13 protein-coding genes are annotated in these 17,385 nt (G+C 67.1%); 8 read left to right on the top strand and 5 right to left on the bottom strand.

The window, feature by feature from the left end; genetic code table 11:
• Positions 1 to 399 precede the first annotated feature (399 nt).
• Entirely contained in the window at positions 400 to 792 is a 393-nt protein-coding gene (locus AB7P10_RS14190; protein WP_428294491.1) for a hypothetical protein, read from the top strand.
• Positions 793 to 998: 206 nt separating this feature from the next.
• On the opposite strand, the gene AB7P10_RS14185 is transcribed toward AB7P10_RS14190, so the two are convergent.
• Positions 999 to 2,795, bottom strand: coding sequence for a monovalent cation:proton antiporter-2 (CPA2) family protein (locus AB7P10_RS14185; RefSeq protein WP_428294490.1), 1,797 nt, complete (start codon positions 2,793 to 2,795; stop codon positions 999 to 1,001).
• A 124-nt stretch (positions 2,796 to 2,919) separates the two neighbouring features.
• Between AB7P10_RS14185 and AB7P10_RS14180 the strand changes: the two genes are divergently transcribed.
• Complete coding sequence (locus AB7P10_RS14180; RefSeq protein WP_428294489.1) at positions 2,920 to 4,137, top strand: multidrug effflux MFS transporter; 1,218 nt, start codon at positions 2,920 to 2,922, stop codon at positions 4,135 to 4,137.
• Positions 4,137 to 5,519 carry an MFS transporter gene (locus AB7P10_RS14175; protein WP_428294488.1) on the top strand — a complete coding sequence of 461 codons (1,383 nt, stop codon included), beginning with the start codon at positions 4,137 to 4,139 and terminating at the stop codon, positions 5,517 to 5,519. Before AB7P10_RS14180 ends, AB7P10_RS14175 begins: the two co-directional genes overlap by 1 nt.
• On the opposite strand, the gene AB7P10_RS14170 is transcribed toward AB7P10_RS14175, so the two are convergent.
• Complete coding sequence (locus AB7P10_RS14170; RefSeq protein ID WP_428294487.1) at positions 5,497 to 6,558, bottom strand: DUF72 domain-containing protein; 1,062 nt, start codon at positions 6,556 to 6,558, stop codon at positions 5,497 to 5,499. The genes AB7P10_RS14175 and AB7P10_RS14170 overlap by 23 nt on opposite strands.
• A 73-nt stretch (positions 6,559 to 6,631) precedes the next feature.
• Here AB7P10_RS14170 and AB7P10_RS14165 point away from each other — a divergent pair, with 73 nt between their 5' ends.
• From AB7P10_RS14165 to AB7P10_RS14145, 5 genes are all read left to right on the top strand, one after another.
• Positions 6,632 to 9,040 (top strand): Tex family protein, encoded by a 2,409-nt coding sequence (locus AB7P10_RS14165; RefSeq protein WP_428294486.1) that lies wholly within the window; start codon positions 6,632 to 6,634, stop codon positions 9,038 to 9,040.
• 88 nt (positions 9,041 to 9,128) lie between these two features.
• Positions 9,129 to 9,956 (top strand): HDOD domain-containing protein, encoded by an 828-nt coding sequence (locus AB7P10_RS14160; RefSeq protein ID WP_428294485.1) that lies wholly within the window; start codon positions 9,129 to 9,131, stop codon positions 9,954 to 9,956.
• A 142-nt stretch (positions 9,957 to 10,098) separates the two neighbouring features.
• Positions 10,099 to 10,899 (top strand): HDOD domain-containing protein, encoded by an 801-nt coding sequence (locus tag AB7P10_RS14155; RefSeq protein WP_428294484.1) that lies wholly within the window; start codon positions 10,099 to 10,101, stop codon positions 10,897 to 10,899.
• 33 nt (positions 10,900 to 10,932) lie between these two features.
• A complete protein-coding gene (locus AB7P10_RS14150) occupies positions 10,933 to 12,027 on the top strand; it encodes a patatin-like phospholipase family protein (RefSeq protein WP_428294483.1) in 1,095 nt (364 codons plus the stop codon).
• Positions 12,028 to 12,059: 32 nt separating this feature from the next.
• Complete coding sequence (locus tag AB7P10_RS14145) at positions 12,060 to 13,046, top strand: rhodanese-related sulfurtransferase (RefSeq protein ID WP_428294482.1); 987 nt, start codon at positions 12,060 to 12,062, stop codon at positions 13,044 to 13,046.
• Between the two features lie 11 nt (positions 13,047 to 13,057).
• Here the strand turns inward: AB7P10_RS14145 and AB7P10_RS14140 are convergent, their stop codons facing one another.
• From AB7P10_RS14140 to AB7P10_RS14130, 3 genes are all read right to left on the bottom strand, one after another.
• Positions 13,058 to 15,289 (bottom strand): winged helix-turn-helix domain-containing protein, encoded by a 2,232-nt coding sequence (locus AB7P10_RS14140; protein WP_428294481.1) that lies wholly within the window; start codon positions 15,287 to 15,289, stop codon positions 13,058 to 13,060.
• A 291-nt stretch (positions 15,290 to 15,580) separates the two neighbouring features.
• Complete coding sequence (locus tag AB7P10_RS14135; protein WP_428294480.1) at positions 15,581 to 16,717, bottom strand: hypothetical protein; 1,137 nt, start codon at positions 16,715 to 16,717, stop codon at positions 15,581 to 15,583.
• Positions 16,714 to 17,376 carry a glycoside hydrolase family 19 protein gene (locus AB7P10_RS14130; RefSeq protein ID WP_428294479.1) on the bottom strand — a complete coding sequence of 221 codons (663 nt, stop codon included), beginning with the start codon at positions 17,374 to 17,376 and terminating at the stop codon, positions 16,714 to 16,716. Before AB7P10_RS14130 ends, AB7P10_RS14135 begins: the two co-directional genes overlap by 4 nt.
• Between the last annotated feature and the right edge of the window lie 9 nt (positions 17,377 to 17,385).

Below are 17,385 nucleotides of genomic sequence, written 5' to 3'. Positions count from 1 at the left end.
AATCGACAGACGTCATGTAATACGATACTCAATTGGGCCCAGCGATAGAGGAAAGGGCTTCTTGGGAGGCCTAGAGCTTGCGATCGGCCCATATTTCTTCGGCCCATCAAATTTTTGGTCGAACGAAGCGGCCAACTTGTTCAAGGCAGAAACATGCCCTATGGACATTCAATTCAACTTGTCGCTGCTTGACAAGTTTTGGGGTCTGGCCGATTCGGCAACTCCAGCCTGATTCTCTTGGGATGCAAAGAGCCAAAGAACAACTCTCTACCCTCTGGGAAATCCATGACCGCCTCAGCAGCCCATTTGATTCTGCTGACCACAATTGCATGCGCCGACTGAATCTTGATGCCAGTGCTGAGGACCGTCAGTTGACTGTATTTCATAGGCGGACTCGTCATGCTTGAGACATTCATCGATTTCATGACTACCTTGCACATGAACGGACGCCGTGGCGGTGTTTACGGATGGGTTCTCATTCTTGGCGCGACCTGCGTGCTTTTCGGCATTCACGCCCCAAGACAACAAAAGGCCCAGAAATTGCGAAAAATCAACAGATACTCTCCCTTAGTAGCATCGCGTTCCATCACCGCATCGGTGGTGATAGATAGTGCGGACCGATCGTGCAGGGTAGATGGTGAAATTCGGAACGTCGAAGGTTGCTTTCAGCTAACCCTGTTCGAAACGGTGAATGGCGCACAAACAGAATTACCTCATTGTTTCGAGACACTCGAAAATTTGGAAGCCTTCTTGGAAGCAGAAACGATCCTGCGACTTCGAGATTTCAAGTAGGACGCCATTCCACCTGCTCGGCCAGCTCGCAGTCGACCCGCAGGCCGCGCAGCTCACCGGGCGCCGCTTTCTGGCGGGTACGCGAATGACGAAGCGCGGTTTTAGGTCCTCATGGACGCCGGCATCACCCACGCCCAGTCGCACCAGATAGAGGCGATTCACACCACAGGCCCCAGGCGGCCCTGACAACGTTCTTCGTTGACACTTCAAGCCGGCGCTTGCGCCTCCTGCTGCGCGGCGGCCTTCTTCACCTGGTTCCCCAGCACCAGTGCCCTCCCGGCGAACATCCCGCCCGCCGCTTCCAGGTCCATGCGCTCGGCGTCGCGCTGGCGCAGGTGTTCCATGACCGCGCTGGCTTCTTCTTGCTCGGCGCCCATGGTCAGCAGGGCCTGGTGGCCCATGGCCATGGCGGACTCGAAGGTCTCGCGCACGAGGTAGTCCACGCCGGCCTTGCGCAGGTCCAGCACGTGTTCGCGGTCGAAGGCGCGCACCAGCAGTTGCGCCTGCGGGAACTCGGTCTTCGCCAGCGCGGCGATGCGGGTGGCGGCCTCCTTGTTGTCCAGGCACACCAGGATCGTCTGCGCGGTGTGGGCTCCCGCGGCGTGCAGCACGTCGGAGCGGCAGCCGTCGCCGTAGTAGACCTTGAAGCCGTAGGCCTCGGCGTCGCGGATCATCTGCACGTCGTTGTCGATGATGGTGATGCTCGCGCCGCGCGCGATCACGCCCTGGCTGGCGATCTGGCCGAAGCGGCCGAAGCCGATCACCAGCACGCTGGCGCTGTGCTGGCCGTCCACCGCCTCGATGCCGTCCATGGACACGCCCGCGTCCTTGTGCGCGAAGCGCTTGTGCACCAGCACCATCAATGGCGTGAGCGCCATGGACAGCACGACGATGGCCGTCATGTTGGCGTTGACGGTGGCGTCGATCACGCGCGCGCCCAGCGCGGCCGAAAACAGCACGAAGGCGAATTCGCCGCCCTGGGCCATGAGCACGGCGCGGTCCAGCGCATCAGTGTGCGAGCTCTTCGCGAAGCGCGCCACGGCGTAGATGCACAGCGCCTTGACGACCATCATGGCCAGCACGCCGCCCACAATCAGGGGCCAGTTGCGCGCCACCACGGCCAGGTCCAGCGACATGCCCACACTGAGGAAGAACAGGCCGAGCAGCAGCCCGCGGAAGGGTTCGATGTCGGCCTCCAGCTGGTGGCGGAAGGTCGATTCGGACAGCAGCACGCCCGCGAGGAAGGCGCCCATGGCCATGGACAGGCCGCCGAGCTGCATCAGCAGCGCCGCGCCCAGCACCACCAGCAGGGCGGCGGCGGTCATCACCTCGCGCGCGCGGGACCGGGCCAGCACGCGGAACAGCGGGTTGAGCAGCCAGGTGCCCACGGCCACCAGCGCCACCAGCGAGCCCAGCGCCAGCCCGATGGTGGCCCAGCGCGAGGTCTGTTCGGCCACCGCCTGCGCGCCGGGTTCGTGCGCGGCCATGAAGGCCACCACCGCCAGCAGCGGCACGATCAGCAGGTCCTCGAAGAGCAGGATGGCGACGATCTTCTGCCCGCGCGGCTGGGCCATGTCGCCGCGTTCGCCCAGCACCTGCATCACCACGGCGGTGGAGGTGAGCACGAAACCCATGGCGCTGACGAAGGACACCCCGAGCGGGAAGCCGAAGGCCAGGCCCACGCCGGTGAGCAGGAAGCCACAGACCACCACCTGCAGGCTGCCGAGGCCGAAGATGGCGCGGCGCAGGCTCCACAGGTGCGAGGGCTGCATCTCCAGCCCGATCACGAAGAGGTACATCACCACGCCGAGCTCGGCGATGTGCAGGATGGTGGCCGGGTCGTTGATCAGGCCCATGCCGAACGGGCCGATGACCAGACCGCCGGCCAGGTAGCCCAGCACCGAGCCCAGGCCCAGGCGTTTGAACAGGGGAACGGCCACCACGGCGGCGCCAAGAAGGGTCACGACTTTGAGCAGGTCGCCTGCGCTGCCTTCAACGGCCATGGGTTTCTCCAGTGAAATGGGGCGGGGTCCGGGAGGCGAAATTGTGACGCACGCCAGCGTGTCGTGCTTCCAGGGCATCGACCCCGCGCCAGCGCTGCCATTGCCGTCTGGCGACAATCGCCGGATGTTCTTCACCCCTTACTTCAAACTGGCGCTGATTCTGGGCCTGCTCTCGGCCATCGGCCCCTTCGCCATCGACATGTACCTTCCCGCGCTGCCGGCCATCGGCAGCACGCTGGGGGCCAGCGTGGGTGCCGTGCAATGGACGCTCACCGCCTTCTTCCTGTCGCTGGGGGCCGGTCAGTTGCTGTACGGACCCATCTCCGACATGGTCGGACGCAAGCCACCGCTGTACTTCGGTCTGGGCCTGTTTGCAGTGGCCAGCGTGGGCTGCGCGATGACCAGCGACGTGCAGACCCTGGTGGTGCTGCGCTTTCTGCAGGGCCTGGGCGCGGCCGCCGGCATGGCGATTCCGCGCGCCGTGGTGCGCGACCTGCACACCGGTACGGAGGCCGCCCGCATCATGTCGCTGCTGATGCTGGTGTTCAGCGTCTCGCCCATTCTGGCGCCGCTGGTGGGCAGCGGCGTGATCGCGCTGACCGGCTGGCGTGGCGTGTTCTGGGCCGTGGCCCTGGCGGCGGTGGCCGGCCTGGCGCTGGTGTATGGCGCGCTGAACGAAACCCGCCCGCCAGCCCAGCGTCTGGAAAGCAGCCTGGGCAGCGCCTTGCGCTCTTACGGCGTGTTGCTGCGCGACGGGCACTTTCTGGGCCTGGTGGGCATTGCCAGCACGGCACTGGCCGGCTTCTTCGTCTACCTGGCGGGCTCGCCGTTCGTGATGATCAACCACTACGGCCTGAGCCCCACGCAATACAGCCTGGCGTTTTCGGTCAATGCGGCCGCGTTTTTTGGCGCGGCCCAGTGCACGGCGTTGCTGGGCCGCCGCTTTGGTCTGGTGAATGTGGTCAAGGGCGCGGCCAGTGCCTCGGGCGTGGTGATGGGCCTGCTGCTGGCGTACTACCTGGCGGGCGGTGACCAGCTGTGGGTGCTGATCGCCCTGTATTTCGTGGCCAGCGGATTCATGGGCCTGGTGATCCCCACCACCTCGGTGCTGGCCCTTGAAAAACACGGTGCCATCGCCGGCACCGCGTCCGCGCTCATGGGCACGCTGCAGATGCTGGGTGGCGCGGCGGCCATGGGCATCGTGAGCCTGTTCGCCAACGGTGAACCCCTGCCCATGGTGGTGGGCATGGCCTGCGGCGCGCTCACCGGCGTCGCACTAACCTGGATCACGCTGGGCGGCGCCGGGAGAGCGGCGCCCCTGCCCACCAGGGTGCAGGGCTGATGCCGCAAGACGGCCTGCCTTCGCCCCAGCGAGGGCGGGCCGTATGGGTGATCGTGCTGGGCATCGCCATGGCGGTGATGGACGGCAGCATCGTCAACCTGGCCCTGCCGGGCATTGCGCGCGAACTGAACGCGCCCGCCTCGCAGGCCATCTGGGTCGTCAACGCCTACCAGATTGCCTCGCTGGTCATGCTGCTGCCGCTGGCCGCGCTGGGCGACCGGCTGGGCTACCGGCGCGTGTACCTGGTGGGCATGGCGCTGTTCATGCTGTCATCGGTCGCGGCCATGCTGGCCACCTCGCTCCCCATGCTCACGGCGGCGCGCGCACTGCAGGGCCTGGGCGCGGCCGGCATCATGAGCGTGAACACCGCGCTGGTGCGGCTGATCTACCCCAGCGCGCGCCTGGGGCGGGGCATTGCCGTCAATTCCATGGTGGTGGCCACATCCACCATGGCGGGGCCGGCGGTGGCGGCGGCCATCCTGTCGGTGGCGTCATGGCCCTGGCTGTTCGCGCTCAATGTGCCACTGGGCCTGCTCACGCTCTGGATGGGGCGCCGCGCGCTGCCCACCAACCCGCAAGGCGGCGCGGCCGCGCCCCAGTTCTCGCTGCTGGACGTGCTGCTCAACGTGCTCATGTTCACGCTTGTTTTTGTCGGCGCGGACTACCTGGGGGTGCGCAGCGGTGCCGGCCACAGTGCCACCTTGCTGGGCTGGGCGCTGCTGGGGGCGGGCGTGGCGGTGGGCGTGGTGTACCTGCGCCGGCAGTGGCATCTGGCCGCGCCGCTGTTCCCGCTGGACCTGCTTCGCATGCCTGTCTTCGCGCTGTCCATGGGTTCGTCGCTGGGCGCGTTCAGCGCGCAGATGCTCGCCTTTGTCAGCATGCCGTTCCTGTTGCTCGAAGTGCAGGGGCGCTCGCACATGGAGGCCGGCCTGATCATGACGGCCTGGCCCATGGCCACCGTGCTCGTGGCGCCGGTCGCCGGCCGCCTGATCGGGCGCTACCCGGCAGGCTGGCTGGGCGGCATCGGCATGCTGGTGTTCGCCACCGGCCTGCTGCTGGCGGGCCTGCGGCCCGAGCAGGCAACCGCTTTCGACATGGGCTGGCGCCTGGCGCTCTGCGGCGCGGGTTTCGCGCTGTTCCAGTCGCCCAACAACCACACCATCGTGACCACGGCACCGGTGCACCGCAGCGGCGCGGCCAGCGGCATGCTGGGCACGGCCAGGCTCACGGGGCAAACGCTGGGCGCCGTGATGCTGGCGGCCATCTACGCCGTCTGGAACCAGCACGACGGGCGCGGCGAGACGGTGGCGCTGTGCCTGGCGGCGGGGTGTGCCTTGATGGCGGGGGTGAGCAGTTCGCTCAGGGTGCGCGCAAGCCGCTGAGCCCCTCCGCCAGCGCCCGCGCCGACAGCGGCGCACAGCCCTCGGCCTTGTTGCTGATGGTGACAAACACGTTCTGCCCCGCACCTGCGATGCCGGCGATGGTCTTCACCAGCAGTGCGCGCGTCTCGTCGTCCACGTCGTGGATGCGGTCGTAGGGGCTGTACTCGCGTTGCGCGTCCTCGTAGCCATACGCGCCGTGCAGGGGATTGAGGTTCCAGCGGCACACCATGGGCCCGGGCCAGAGCAGGCGCAACAGGGGCAACTGGTCGGCCAGGCGCGGCATCTTCGCGTGCAGGCACAGGCACCAGGTGGCACCAGTCTCGCGCAGCACGGCGGCGAGTTCGGGCATGAAGGCCGGGTCCAGCCATTCCGGGTCGCGCACCTCCAGTGCCAGCACGCCGTCGGGCGCGGTGGGTGCCAACGCGGGTTGTGCCAGCAGCAGCTTGCGCAGGCGCTGCAACACCAGTGGCAGGTTGTGCAGCAGGTGGCGGGGCATGGGGCTCAACTGGAACACCAGCGCGCCCACCTTGTGCCCCAGGCCCGCGAGCGCGGGCGCGACGAAATCCTGCGTGGCCAGCGCCGCGTCCAGAAACGCCGGATTGGGCTGCAGGCCACGGCCGTCCTCGCCGCGCACCAGGGCGTCGGTGACGTGGCTGGGTGCTTTCACCACGAAACGGAAGTCGTCCGGCACCTGGGCCGCGAAGCGCGCGTACTGGTCCTGCGTGAGCGGGCGGTAGAAGCCGCGGTCCACGCTCACGGTGCGCATCAACGGGTGCTGGCCGTAGGCGCGAAGTCCTTCTCTGGACAGCAGGGCGTCGGGGTATTCACGGTCCCACACCAGCCCGGCCCAGCCAGGGTAGGTCCAGGACGAGGTGCCCAGGCGCACATGCGGGGGCAGGGCGGCCGCGAGCGCCTGCATCAAGGGATCGGATGCCGCCGGTGCCACCTCCGTCGCGCGCTGGCGAGGTGCGGACGCGGGTGGTGGCGCGGACGCGGCGGGGGGCGGGGATGGCGGGTCGCCGAACAGGTCGTCTTGCATGGTGGGATGAGCGGCATGTTAGCCCCGGCGCCTGTGGCAAACTTTCGCGCTTCGTGTTTTCACATGGGTGCGCATGCAGCAGATCATCCGGCAGATCGCCACAGAAATCAGGGTTGAGGAATCACAGGTGCTCGCGGCGGTCGAGCTGCTGGACGGTGGGGCCACGGTGCCCTTCATCGCGCGCTACCGCAAGGAGGCCACGGGCGGGCTGGACGACGTGCAGTTGCGCGAACTGGCCTACCGGCTGGACTACCTGCGCGAGCTGGAAGACCGCCGCGCGGCCGTGCTGAAGGCCATCGACGAACAGGGCAAGCTCACCGACGCCCTGCGCGCCGCCATCACCGCCGCACCGACCAAGCAGGAGCTCGAGGACCTCTACCTGCCGTACAAGCAGAAGCGCCGCACCAAGGGGCAGATCGCGCGTGAGTTCGGCATCGAGCCGCTGGCGGACCGACTGTTCGCCGACCCGACGCTGGACCCGGCCACCGAGGCCGCCGCATTCACGAAGCCGCCCGAGGTGCTGGACGACGGCAAACCCGGCGCCGATTTCTCCTCCGTGCCGGCCGTGCTCGACGGCGTGCGCGACATCCTGAGCGAGCGCTGGGCCGAAGACGCCGCGCTGCTGCAGACCCTGCGCGAATGGCTCTGGAAAGAAGGCCTGCTCAAGAGCACGCTCGTGGCGGGCAAGGACGCCAACGCGCCCGAAGTGGCCAAGTTCCGCGACTACTTCGACTACGACGAACCGATTTCGCGCGTGCCTTCGCACCGCGCGCTGGCGGTGTTCCGCGGTCGCGCACTGGAAATCCTGGACGCGAAACTGGTGTTGCCGGAGCCCGTGGACACGCCGGCTTCGACAGGCGCCGCCCGAACGGCCGCCGTGCCGTCCCTCGCCGAAGGCCGCATCGCACTGCACCTGGGCTGGCGCCACCAGGGCCGCAAGGCCGACGACTTGCTGCGCAAGTGCGTGGCCTGGACCTGGCGCGTCAAGCTCTCGCTCTCCAGCGAGCGCGACCTGTTCGCCCGCCTGCGCGAAAGCGCTGAAAGCGTGGCGATCAAGGTGTTCGCCGACAACCTGCGCGACCTGCTGCTGGCCGCGCCCGCCGGCCCCAAGGTGGTGATGGGCCTGGACCCGGGCATCCGCACCGGTGTGAAGGTGGCGGTGGTGGATGCCACCGGCAAGCTGGTGGACACCGCCACGGTGTACCCGCACGAGCCCCGGCGCGACTGGGACGGTGCGTTGCACACGCTGGCGCAACTCGCGCGCAAGCACGGCGTGAACCTGATCGCGATCGGCAATGGCACCGCGAGCCGTGAAACCGACAAGCTCGCTGCCGACCTCATCAAGCTGCTGGAGAAGGCGGGGCAGGGCGGGGTGCAGAAGGTGGTGGTGAGCGAGGCGGGCGCGTCCGTCTACTCCGCCAGCGAATTCGCCTCGCAGGAAATGCCCGACGTGGACGTGAGCCTGCGCGGTGCGGCCAGCATCGCGCGGCGCCTGCAGGACCCGCTGGCCGAGCTGGTGAAGATCGACCCGAAAAGCATCGGCGTGGGCCAGTACCAGCACGACGTGAACCAGAGCGAACTCGCGCGCACGCTGGAGGCGGTGGTGGAGGATTGCGTGAACGGTGTGGGTGTGGACCTGAACACCGCCAGCGTGCCGCTGCTCTCGCGGGTGTCCGGCCTTTCGGCCAGCGTGGCCAAGGCCGTGGTGCGCTGGCGCGAAACCCATGGTGCGTTCAGGAGCCGCCAGCAGTTGATGGACGTGGCCGGACTGGGCGCGAAGACCTTTGAACAGAGCGCGGGCTTCCTGCGCATCCGCGGTGGCGACAACCCGCTGGACATGACCGGAGTGCACCCGGAAACCTACCCGGTGGTCGAGCAGATCATCGCGAAGACCGGCCAGCCCGTGGCCAGCCTCATGGGCCGCGCCGACATGCTCAAGACGCTGCGCCCGGAGCTGTTTGCGAATGACCGGTTTGGCGTCATCACGGTCAAGGACATCCTCAGCGAGCTGGAAAAGCCCGGCCGCGACCCACGCCCCGATTTCCAGGTGGCGCGCTTCAACGAAGGTGTGGATGACATCAGCGACCTGCGCGAAGGCATGATCCTCGAAGGCACGGTGAGCAACGTGGCCCAGTTCGGCGCCTTCGTGGACCTGGGCGTGCACCAGGACGGCCTGGTGCATGTGAGCCAGCTGGCACATAAATTCGTCAACGACGCGCGCGAGATCGTCAAGACCGGCGACATTGTCAAAGTCAAGGTGATGGAAGTGGACGTGGCGCGCAAGCGCATCGGCCTGTCCATGAAGCTGGGCGAGGCGCCCGGGCGCGGCGCCGGGGCATCCGGTGGCGCGCGCGAGAACCGCTTCGAACCCGCGCGCGGCGCCGGCCAGCGCCCGGGCCGCCCGGGCGGGCAGGGGCAGGCCACGCCTGCCGTGCCCTCGGCCATGGCGTCGGCCTTCGCGAAGCTGAAAAACGGGCGCTGACGAGGGGTGTGACGGGCTCAAGTCGGGGGGGGTGGGTGCCGATAAGAAGAGGAATCGGAAAAACCCCTGAACCGGACTTCACAGCCCCATGGAACTCGAAGCCCTCCTCAACTACCCCCGCGCGCTGCCCGCCATGTCCCGCACGGTCTCCGACCTGCTGGCGGAGATGAACAAGGACGACCCCAGTCCGAAGCGCGTGGCCGAGCTGGTGGCGACCGACCCGGCGCTCACCACGCGCGTGCTGCGCCTGTCGAACTCGGCCTTCTTTCGTGTCAGCCGCCAGATCGGCAGCGCCGAGGAGGCGGTGGCCCTGCTGGGCATGACCCATGTGCGCTCGCTGGTGATGGCCGCCGCGCTGGGTTCGAGCTTCAAAAACGTGCCCGGCGTCGAGATGGTGCAGTTCTGGCGGTACAGCCTGCGCGTGGCCGACATCTCGCGCTCGCTGGCCACGCTGCTGCGCCAGAACGAGGGCAATGCCTTCACGGCCGGCCTCGTGCACGCGATCGGCGACCTGATCATGCATATCGCCATGCCCGACGTGATCGGCCCCATCGACATGGGCACGCCGCCGCTGGACCTGCGCCGCGCCGACGTGGAGCGCTCCGCGCTGGGCTACACCTACGCCGAGGTGGGTGCCGGCATGGCCGAAAAGTGGCAGTTCCCGCAGAGCATCGTCTCGGCGCTGAAGAACCAGACCGCGCCCTTCGACGGTGACAACTACGACCCCCTGGGTGGCGTGCTGCACATCGCTTCCTGGCGCGCCCGCGCCGAGGAAATCCAGCTCGACGAGGATGGCTTGGCAGCGACCTTCCCTGACATGGTGGGTCTCACCCTGGGCCTGGACCTGGACAGCGTGCTGGGCAAGGACCCGACGGAGTGGTCGTTCAGCCAGGCGCTGGGCGCTTTCATCGACTAGCCACCGATGAATTTTGTGCGGAAAAAGTTCTCAAGTGCCGCGCGGCCCGGACGATGAATGACCTAACTCCTCCCACAACGGAATCGCACCAACCGAAGGGCCCACCGCCATGCAGCTCGAGAAACTCCTGAAGCAGCCAAACGTGCTCCCTTCGGCCCCCAAAGTGGTGCGCAAGCTGATCGAAACCTTCGATCAGGAGGATGTCGACGCCCTGCTGGCCGCGTCCCTGATCGAGGATGATCCGGTGCTCACCGCCAAGCTGCTCAAGACCGCCAACTCGGCCTTCTTCGGCTTGCACCGCTCGGTCTGCACCGCCCGCGACGCGATCAACGTGCTGGGCCTGATCAAGGTGCGCGCGCTGGTGATCGCGGCCTCGCTCGGCGAAGGTTTCCACACCGTGGGCGGCGTCAACCTCAACCAGTTCTGGCGCTACAGCCTCAACACCGCCAACCTCTCGCGCTACATCGCATTGCCGATCAAGATGGACGAGAACACGGCGTTCACCGCCGGCCTCATTCACGGCATTGGCGAACTGGTGATGCACGTGGGCATGCCCGAGGCCATGATCGACCTGGACCGCAGCGTGCCCATGCTCGACCTCAAGCGCGCCAAGGCCGAACGCGGCCTGTTCGGCTACAGCTACGCGGAGGTGGGCGCGGCGCTGGCGCGCGAATGGCATTTCCCCAAGCGCATGGTCAATGCCATCGAGCACCAGACCGCGCCGTTCGACAACGACGTGTACGAGCCGATCGCCGGCGTGATCCACATCGGGTCCTGGCGCGCCCGCGCAGAGGAACAGCAGATGCGCTCGGAATTGCTCATCAACACCTACCCGGATCCGGTGGGCCTGGTGCTGGGCATCGACCCCGACACGGTGGTGGCCGAGGAGATTCCCTCCATCTCGCGTCACACGGAAGTCACCGAGGAGTCCGAACCGCAGTGACATGCGCGAGGGCTGCGCCACAATCGCAGCCCTATGCAAGCGCTTCGTCTCCATGCCGGCCCCAAAGCCCGGCAACACATTGAACAACACGGCCTGCGCCCGCAGGACGTGGGCGTGATCCCCGCCGCGGCGGGTGGCCCCAAGGGGCTGATCCTCGGTCCGATTGACCGATTCCTGTTCGGTGAATGGCTGCCGCAAAGCACGCAGCCCGTGCACCTTGTTGGCGCCTCCATCGGCGCGTGGCGCATGGCCACGGCCTGCCTGGGCGACACCGTGGCGGCGTTTGAACGGCTTGAGCGCGATTACATCTCGCAGCACTACGAACTGCCGCCAGGCCAGCGCCGGCTCACCGCGGACCAGATCAGCGGCCGGTTCGCCGACAACCTGAAGCTGTTCTATGGCGGGCGGGTGGAGGAGGTGCTGCGACATCCGCGCTACTCCTTGCACATCGTCGCCTCGCGTGGGCGCCTGCTGCTGCAGCGTGAGGGTGCGCTGCGCACCCCGCTGGGCTACCTGGGTGCATTCGCCACCAACGCGCTTCACAGAAAGGCGCTGGGTGCCTGGCTCGAGCGCGTGGTTTTCTCGTCGGAACCGCCGGGATCGGGGGGTGTGAGTCCGTTGCCTTTCGCGACACAGGACTACCGCACGCGCCAGGTGCCGATGCGGGCCGACAACTTCATGGAGGCGCTCCAGGCCAGTTGCTCCATTCCCTTCATGCTGCGCCCGGTCCGCAACATCCAGGGTGCGCCAGCCGGTACCTATTGGGACGGCGGGTTGACCGACTACCACCTGCACCTGCGCTATCGCCTTCCCGAAGATGCCCCGATCGTGCTGTACCCGCACTTCCAGAAGGCCGTCGTGCCCGGCTGGCTCGACAAGGCCTGGAGGGGGCGCCACCGCAGCAGCCCGGCGCTGGACGCCATGCTGGTGCTCGCACCCGACCCCGCCTGGATCGCCAGGCTGCCCAATGCCAAGTTGCCGGACCGGGGGGACTTCACGCGCTACGGCCAGAATCTTGCCGCGCGCATGCAGGCCTGGAGCGGCGCCACCCGCGCCGCGCAGCAGCTTGCCGACGAATTCGCCCAGTGGCTGCATCGGCCGGACCTCTCGCGCATCGAGCCCCTGTGATGCCTGGTGGGGTGGCGCGGGATAATCGCGCCATGCCATCCGCGTCCTCCGCCCCCCGTTACCTCACCGCTGCGCTCTACCGTTTCGTCGAGCTGCCCGACCATGTCGAATTGCGCGCCCCCTTGCTGGCCTGCTGTGAGGCCCACGGCGTCAAGGGCACGCTGCTGCTCGCGCGCGAAGGCATCAACGGCACGATCGCCGGGCACGAGGCTGGCGTGCTGGCCGTGTTGGACTACCTTCGGGCCGACCCGCGTCTGGCCGACCTGCCCTACAAGGCGTCCTGGAGCGACGAGCCACCGTTTCACCGCATGAAGGTGCGGCTGAAGAAAGAGATCGTGACGCTTCGGGTGCCGGGGCTGGACCCGACCCGGACCGTCGGGCAATACGTGAAGCCGAAAGACTGGAACGCGTTGCTGGCAGATCCCGAGGTGCTGCTGATCGACACCCGCAACGACTACGAAGTGGCGATCGGTACTTTCCAGGGCGCGGTCAATCCGCACATCAAGACCTTCACCGAGCTGCCCGCCTGGCTGGATGCCCAGCCGGCGCTGCGGGGCGAAGGCAGGAAGCCGAAGGTGGCGATGTTCTGCACCGGGGGCATTCGCTGCGAGAAGTCGACCGCGCTGATGAAGATGCGTGGCTTCGACGAGGTCTACCACCTCGAGGGCGGCATCCTCAAATACCTGGAAGAAATACCACCCGAGCAGAGCACCTGGCAGGGCGAGTGCTTCGTGTTCGACGAGCGCGTGAGCGTGGGCCACGGGCTGGCGCTGGGGCCGCATGAGTTGTGTCGGTCATGCCGCTGGCCGCTCGGTCCCGAGGAGAAGGCTTCACCGCACTACGTCAAGGGCGTGAGCTGCGCCCACTGCCACGACAAGCGCACCCCGCAGGAAAAGGACCGCCTCGCCGAACGGCAGCGCCAGGTGGAGCTGGCCGAGTTGCGAGGCCAGTTGCATGTCGGCGCGCGCATGGGTGGCCCCGATGGCGCCGTGGAGGCCACGCCGCCCGAGAGGCTCTGAGGGGAAGTCCCTCACACCGGCATCGGCAGGCAGGTGGTGCTCAGGTGGGCATCTTGCACTTCGCAAACATCCGACACCAGGGGCGTGCCATGGTCGGTGCCGGTGCTCAGCGCCAGCACCTGACGGTATGGCCTGCGGGTGGTCCAGCGGACGCGGTGTTCCGCCGCAGCCCGCACCAGCCGGCCCGCCGGCGTCCGGTCTCGCCAGTGCCCGGATGCCGATAGCAGTTCGGGCCTGACAGAGTGCCCCTGGGCCAGCGCCAGCCAGGCCAGGCCGAACAGCAGCACGTGGGCCATCACCGTCTGATTCGCAAGCTCGTGCGCCTGTTCGAAAAAAGGCAGCGCGGTCGCGGGTTCGCCCGCGTAGCACGCCAGCATGCCCTGCACCGCCAGGCAGGTCGCTCGGTGGCGAGCGCGGGGTTTTTGCTGCAGGCGTGCGAGCAAGCGTCGGGCCGAGGCAGGGTTGCCACTGCGCAGCGCCACCTGCGCGACGAACAACCAGTTGTCCTCGGGCCACCAGAGGCCAAGATCGGCCATTTCGTGCAGCGTGTGTTCGGCCAGGGGCAGCGCTTCAGGGGCCCGGTTGGCGAGCATCAGATACCTGGCGCGCAACCAGCGCCACGTGGCCGCTCCCAGCGGGGCGTTGCGCAAGGTGGCGCGCGAAAGCCGAACCAGGCACTGTTCAAGACCGCCCTGATCGCCCTGGCGCGCCAGCAAGTTGCCGAGCTGGAGTACGCCGTAGATCTGGACCAGTGTTGCGCCGCTGTGCTCGCTGGCGGTGATCGCTGCGTCCAGGTGCCGATGGCATTGATCAAAATCTCCCTCGACGCAGCACCGCAGGGCGCTGAAGGCCTCCAGCCAGGCGGCGTGTGCCTGGAAGCCCATGCGGTGGGCATGTGCCAGCGCCTCGGCGAAAGGTCGCGCGGACGCGGCAATCTGCATGCCCAGGCACACCAGCTCGCATCGCAGTCGCTGGGCAGCGCAGGCAAGGTGGCTTGCCGGGGCGTGCTCTATGAGTTGCTCCGCCTCGAGCAGCAGCGCATGCGCTTCTTCCGTCTCTTGCACCGCGGCCAGCACTTGCGCGGCCAGCAGCAGTGCCCTGGCACGAAACTGGCCAATGGCCTCGCTGCGCACGATCGGCAGGGCCTTGCGCACCTCCTGGCGGGCCAGATCGGGCAGCAGCGTGTGCAGGTGGTACAGGCCAAGGCACAGTTCGGCCCAGCCGGCGTACTCGGTCTCCTCCGTCTGGCGTGCCCGCTCGACGAGCGTTCTGGTCAGGGTTGGCGCTTGAGGATCGGCGCGCTGGGCCTGAATCCAGAGCAATTCGGCCAGGGCCTGGATTGGACATGCCGCGGCGCTCACGCAGGGCGCCAGCAGGGGCGCCAGCTGATCGGTCAGGTGCAGGGATTCGGCCTGCAGAATCAGCTTCTCCAGTTCCTTCCAGAAATGCTGGTCGGGGGCGCTGGATGCCGCCTGCAGCGAATTCAGGCGCGCCCACATCAGAACTTCGTTGGCCGCCATCAGCGTCATCTCCGCGGGAGAGCACCCGGTCACGCTGTTGGCGCTGTGCGTCGCGCCCAAGGTCATCCGCCATTCAAGCCGGTATTCGCCTGCGTTGGCGACCAGGCGACTGTGGACCACGCCCAGCCCGCAACGCTCCACCCGCAGCAGCGCGGACAAGGCCTCGACGGAGCTTTCCGTCTGAGCGGCTTCGCAGGCCTGGATGGACTCACCGACCGAGAAGGTGGCCACGCCATTCGACTGCAGCAACTGTGTGGCCACGGAGATCAGCCCATAGCGGACCCACGACAGGCCGGGCGGCATCTGATCGCATTCGGTGGGCAGCCAGAGGATGCGCACCGGTTTCGGTGGCGCATGCCCCGGCGCGCGAGGGTGCAACGCAGATTCAGGCCGCCGCACGTCCCCCACAAAGCGGTACCCCACGCGGTGCACCGTCTTGATCGGGCCGGGTTCCTTGCCGGTGATACCCAGTGCCTTGCGTGCCTTCATGATGCTTTGCGCGATCACCGAGTCCGAGACGCACCGGTTGCCCCAGACGTGCTCCAGCAGTTCGTCCTTGCTGGCCACCCGGCCGTCCTGTCTGAGCAGGTACAGGATCAGGTCGAAGGCCCGGCGTTCGATTGGCTGCGCGACACCGTCCTTCAGCAGTTCCCGGGTGTCGCTGCGGATCACGCAATTGTTGAAATGAAACTCCTCATGCCGCACCCTGGTGTTTTCGCTCATGGCTCGATCCTCGTGAAAGGCTGGCTTCGTTCTGACTCAACCGAATTGAGGTGAAGGGATGAGGTTGGCGTCCTCGCGTCGTTCTTGCACCATCCAGACCCCGGTGGCTCTTGATGCCGCGGGTCAAGTTGTCAGATATGAGTCTTTTATGGCTTATTTACAGCTGATTCTTGTCTGAAAATGACTTCTTTATATTTCATTTATTGCTGATGCACTATCGGTTGTCGGCCGTAGGCGCGGCGTTCTCCCCGTGCGATCTTTCCAGATCGTGTTGAAAACACGAAAACCCTTTCACGCGGGAGTCAAGGGGCCTGCGCCCGGCTGAACGGGATGCCCCTGACCCGGGTGCGCATCCGGGGTGGTGACAGCTGCTGCGGCCGCTCTGGATCGCGCCCGGGTTTGTGCCATCTCCGGCATCCGGTTCGCGACATACGTGCCCGTGCTCAGGCCCAGCAGGTACAGCAGTTCGGGGCTGAAGGAGGGCATGGCAAGGTCGTCGCTCACGTCCGCGAGGAAGACGACGATCAGAGCCGCGGTCCAGGCCAGCATCTGGAAGCGGTAGATCGAGTAGCCCTCGCTGTCCGAGATCAGTTCGCGCACGAAACGCTTCGCGGCCCAGTCGGGCCGCACCGCGGGTCCGGCGGGCGGCGTCTCGGGCGGGTTGGCGCTCTTGATGTAGGCGTCTCCCACGGCGGTGCCGGCGCTGATGCCCAGCGTGGCAACCAGGGAGCTGTCGATTGTGTTGAAGTTGCCCGTGACCAGCCATATCGCGAGAAACGAGCCAAAGATGACGAAGAACCAGAGCGCCAGCTGGACCTTGGCCAGACTGAAGCTGAGCGCATCAGCCCCTTGCGTGGAAGTCGTCCGCTCCATGAGCAGATCGGTCCTGGTGGCCAAGGCGCAAAAAGAGAACGCGAAGACGAGCAGCACACCCGCCGCCAAGGCCAGCCAGCGCGGGTTGACGACTGTCAGCAGCGCGGGGTGGCCGGGGCGCGTGAAGACGGTGTCGAACGGGTCTTGTTCTTCCGGGCCGATGCTGAAGTCGACCGGGTGGTTCAGGGTCAACGGGCTCAGCACCCGGATCCAGGTGGCCTGGTTTTGGGGTGTGATGCGCAGGTGGAACTGCACCGTGGCGGCATGCAGGTTCACGGCCAGGGGATACAAGCCTTGCAGCGGGAGCCCATTGATGTAGGGCACGAGGCGCCATGGCGAATGGCCCGGTGCCGTGGCCCATTCGGCCAACCCTTCCACCCGCACGACCAGGATCTTGTCCGCCTCGAGTTCTCCCTGCAGTTCCAGGACCCGCGGGCGAGCGGGGTCGGTCGTCTCCGGCGCGACCGCCTGGGCTTGAGCCGGGCCGCCACAGATGCAGGCCAGCAACCAGAGCAGGGCGCCCAGGCCGTGCGTCAGACGCGACGATGTCGTCATGAAACGCCCTGCGCGCCGCTCACCCCCAGCAGCGTCTGCGCACGCCGCCACAGCGCCTCCCGGTGATCCTGACCGATCAGGTCGCCGTTGATGGCCACCGTGAGACGCTGGAATGCGGCGGGCGTGGCCTGGTCGGCGGCCGCGTTGCCGTCGATGCGGCGCCAGTACCAGCCGGCGGCACGCGCGGCCTGGATGGGTTCGAGCAGCAGGTCGGGCTGGTTCACGAGGTCGATCTGCATGGCCTCGCCGGCCTCGGTGTAGAGCGTGCGACCTGTCAGTTGCACCAGACCGCGGCCGCGGAAACGCCAGCCGTCACCGCTTGCCGATGGGCCGTTGCCCAGCCGTCCGGCGTAGACCAGATTGGCCAGGAGTTCGGGTCGGTGCTCGTACTGGCTGGCATCCTCCCGCGTGCCGGCATCGTCGGGTGGGAGGTAGAAGTGGTGCGGCCAGACGGCGGTGAGGCGTGAGGCGCTGTAGTTGAGGTTTTCCTCCAGCCGCGCGAGACCATCCGATTCGTGCACGATCTGCGCCAGAAAAGCGGCCTGGCGCTCGGGCGTGTCGACCCCGTATTCGCTCATGGCCGCTTCGATGGGCTGCACCCACGTGGCCACGTCGGTCTCTGGACGCGCCGTGAGGCTGGCAAGGTCGCTGGCGTTCATGCGCGATCC

The organism is Hydrogenophaga sp. (genome assembly GCF_050182545.1).
Classification (GTDB): Bacteria; Pseudomonadota; Gammaproteobacteria; order Burkholderiales; family Burkholderiaceae_C; genus Hydrogenophaga.
This window is presented reverse-complemented; position numbering and strand designations above follow the sequence as displayed.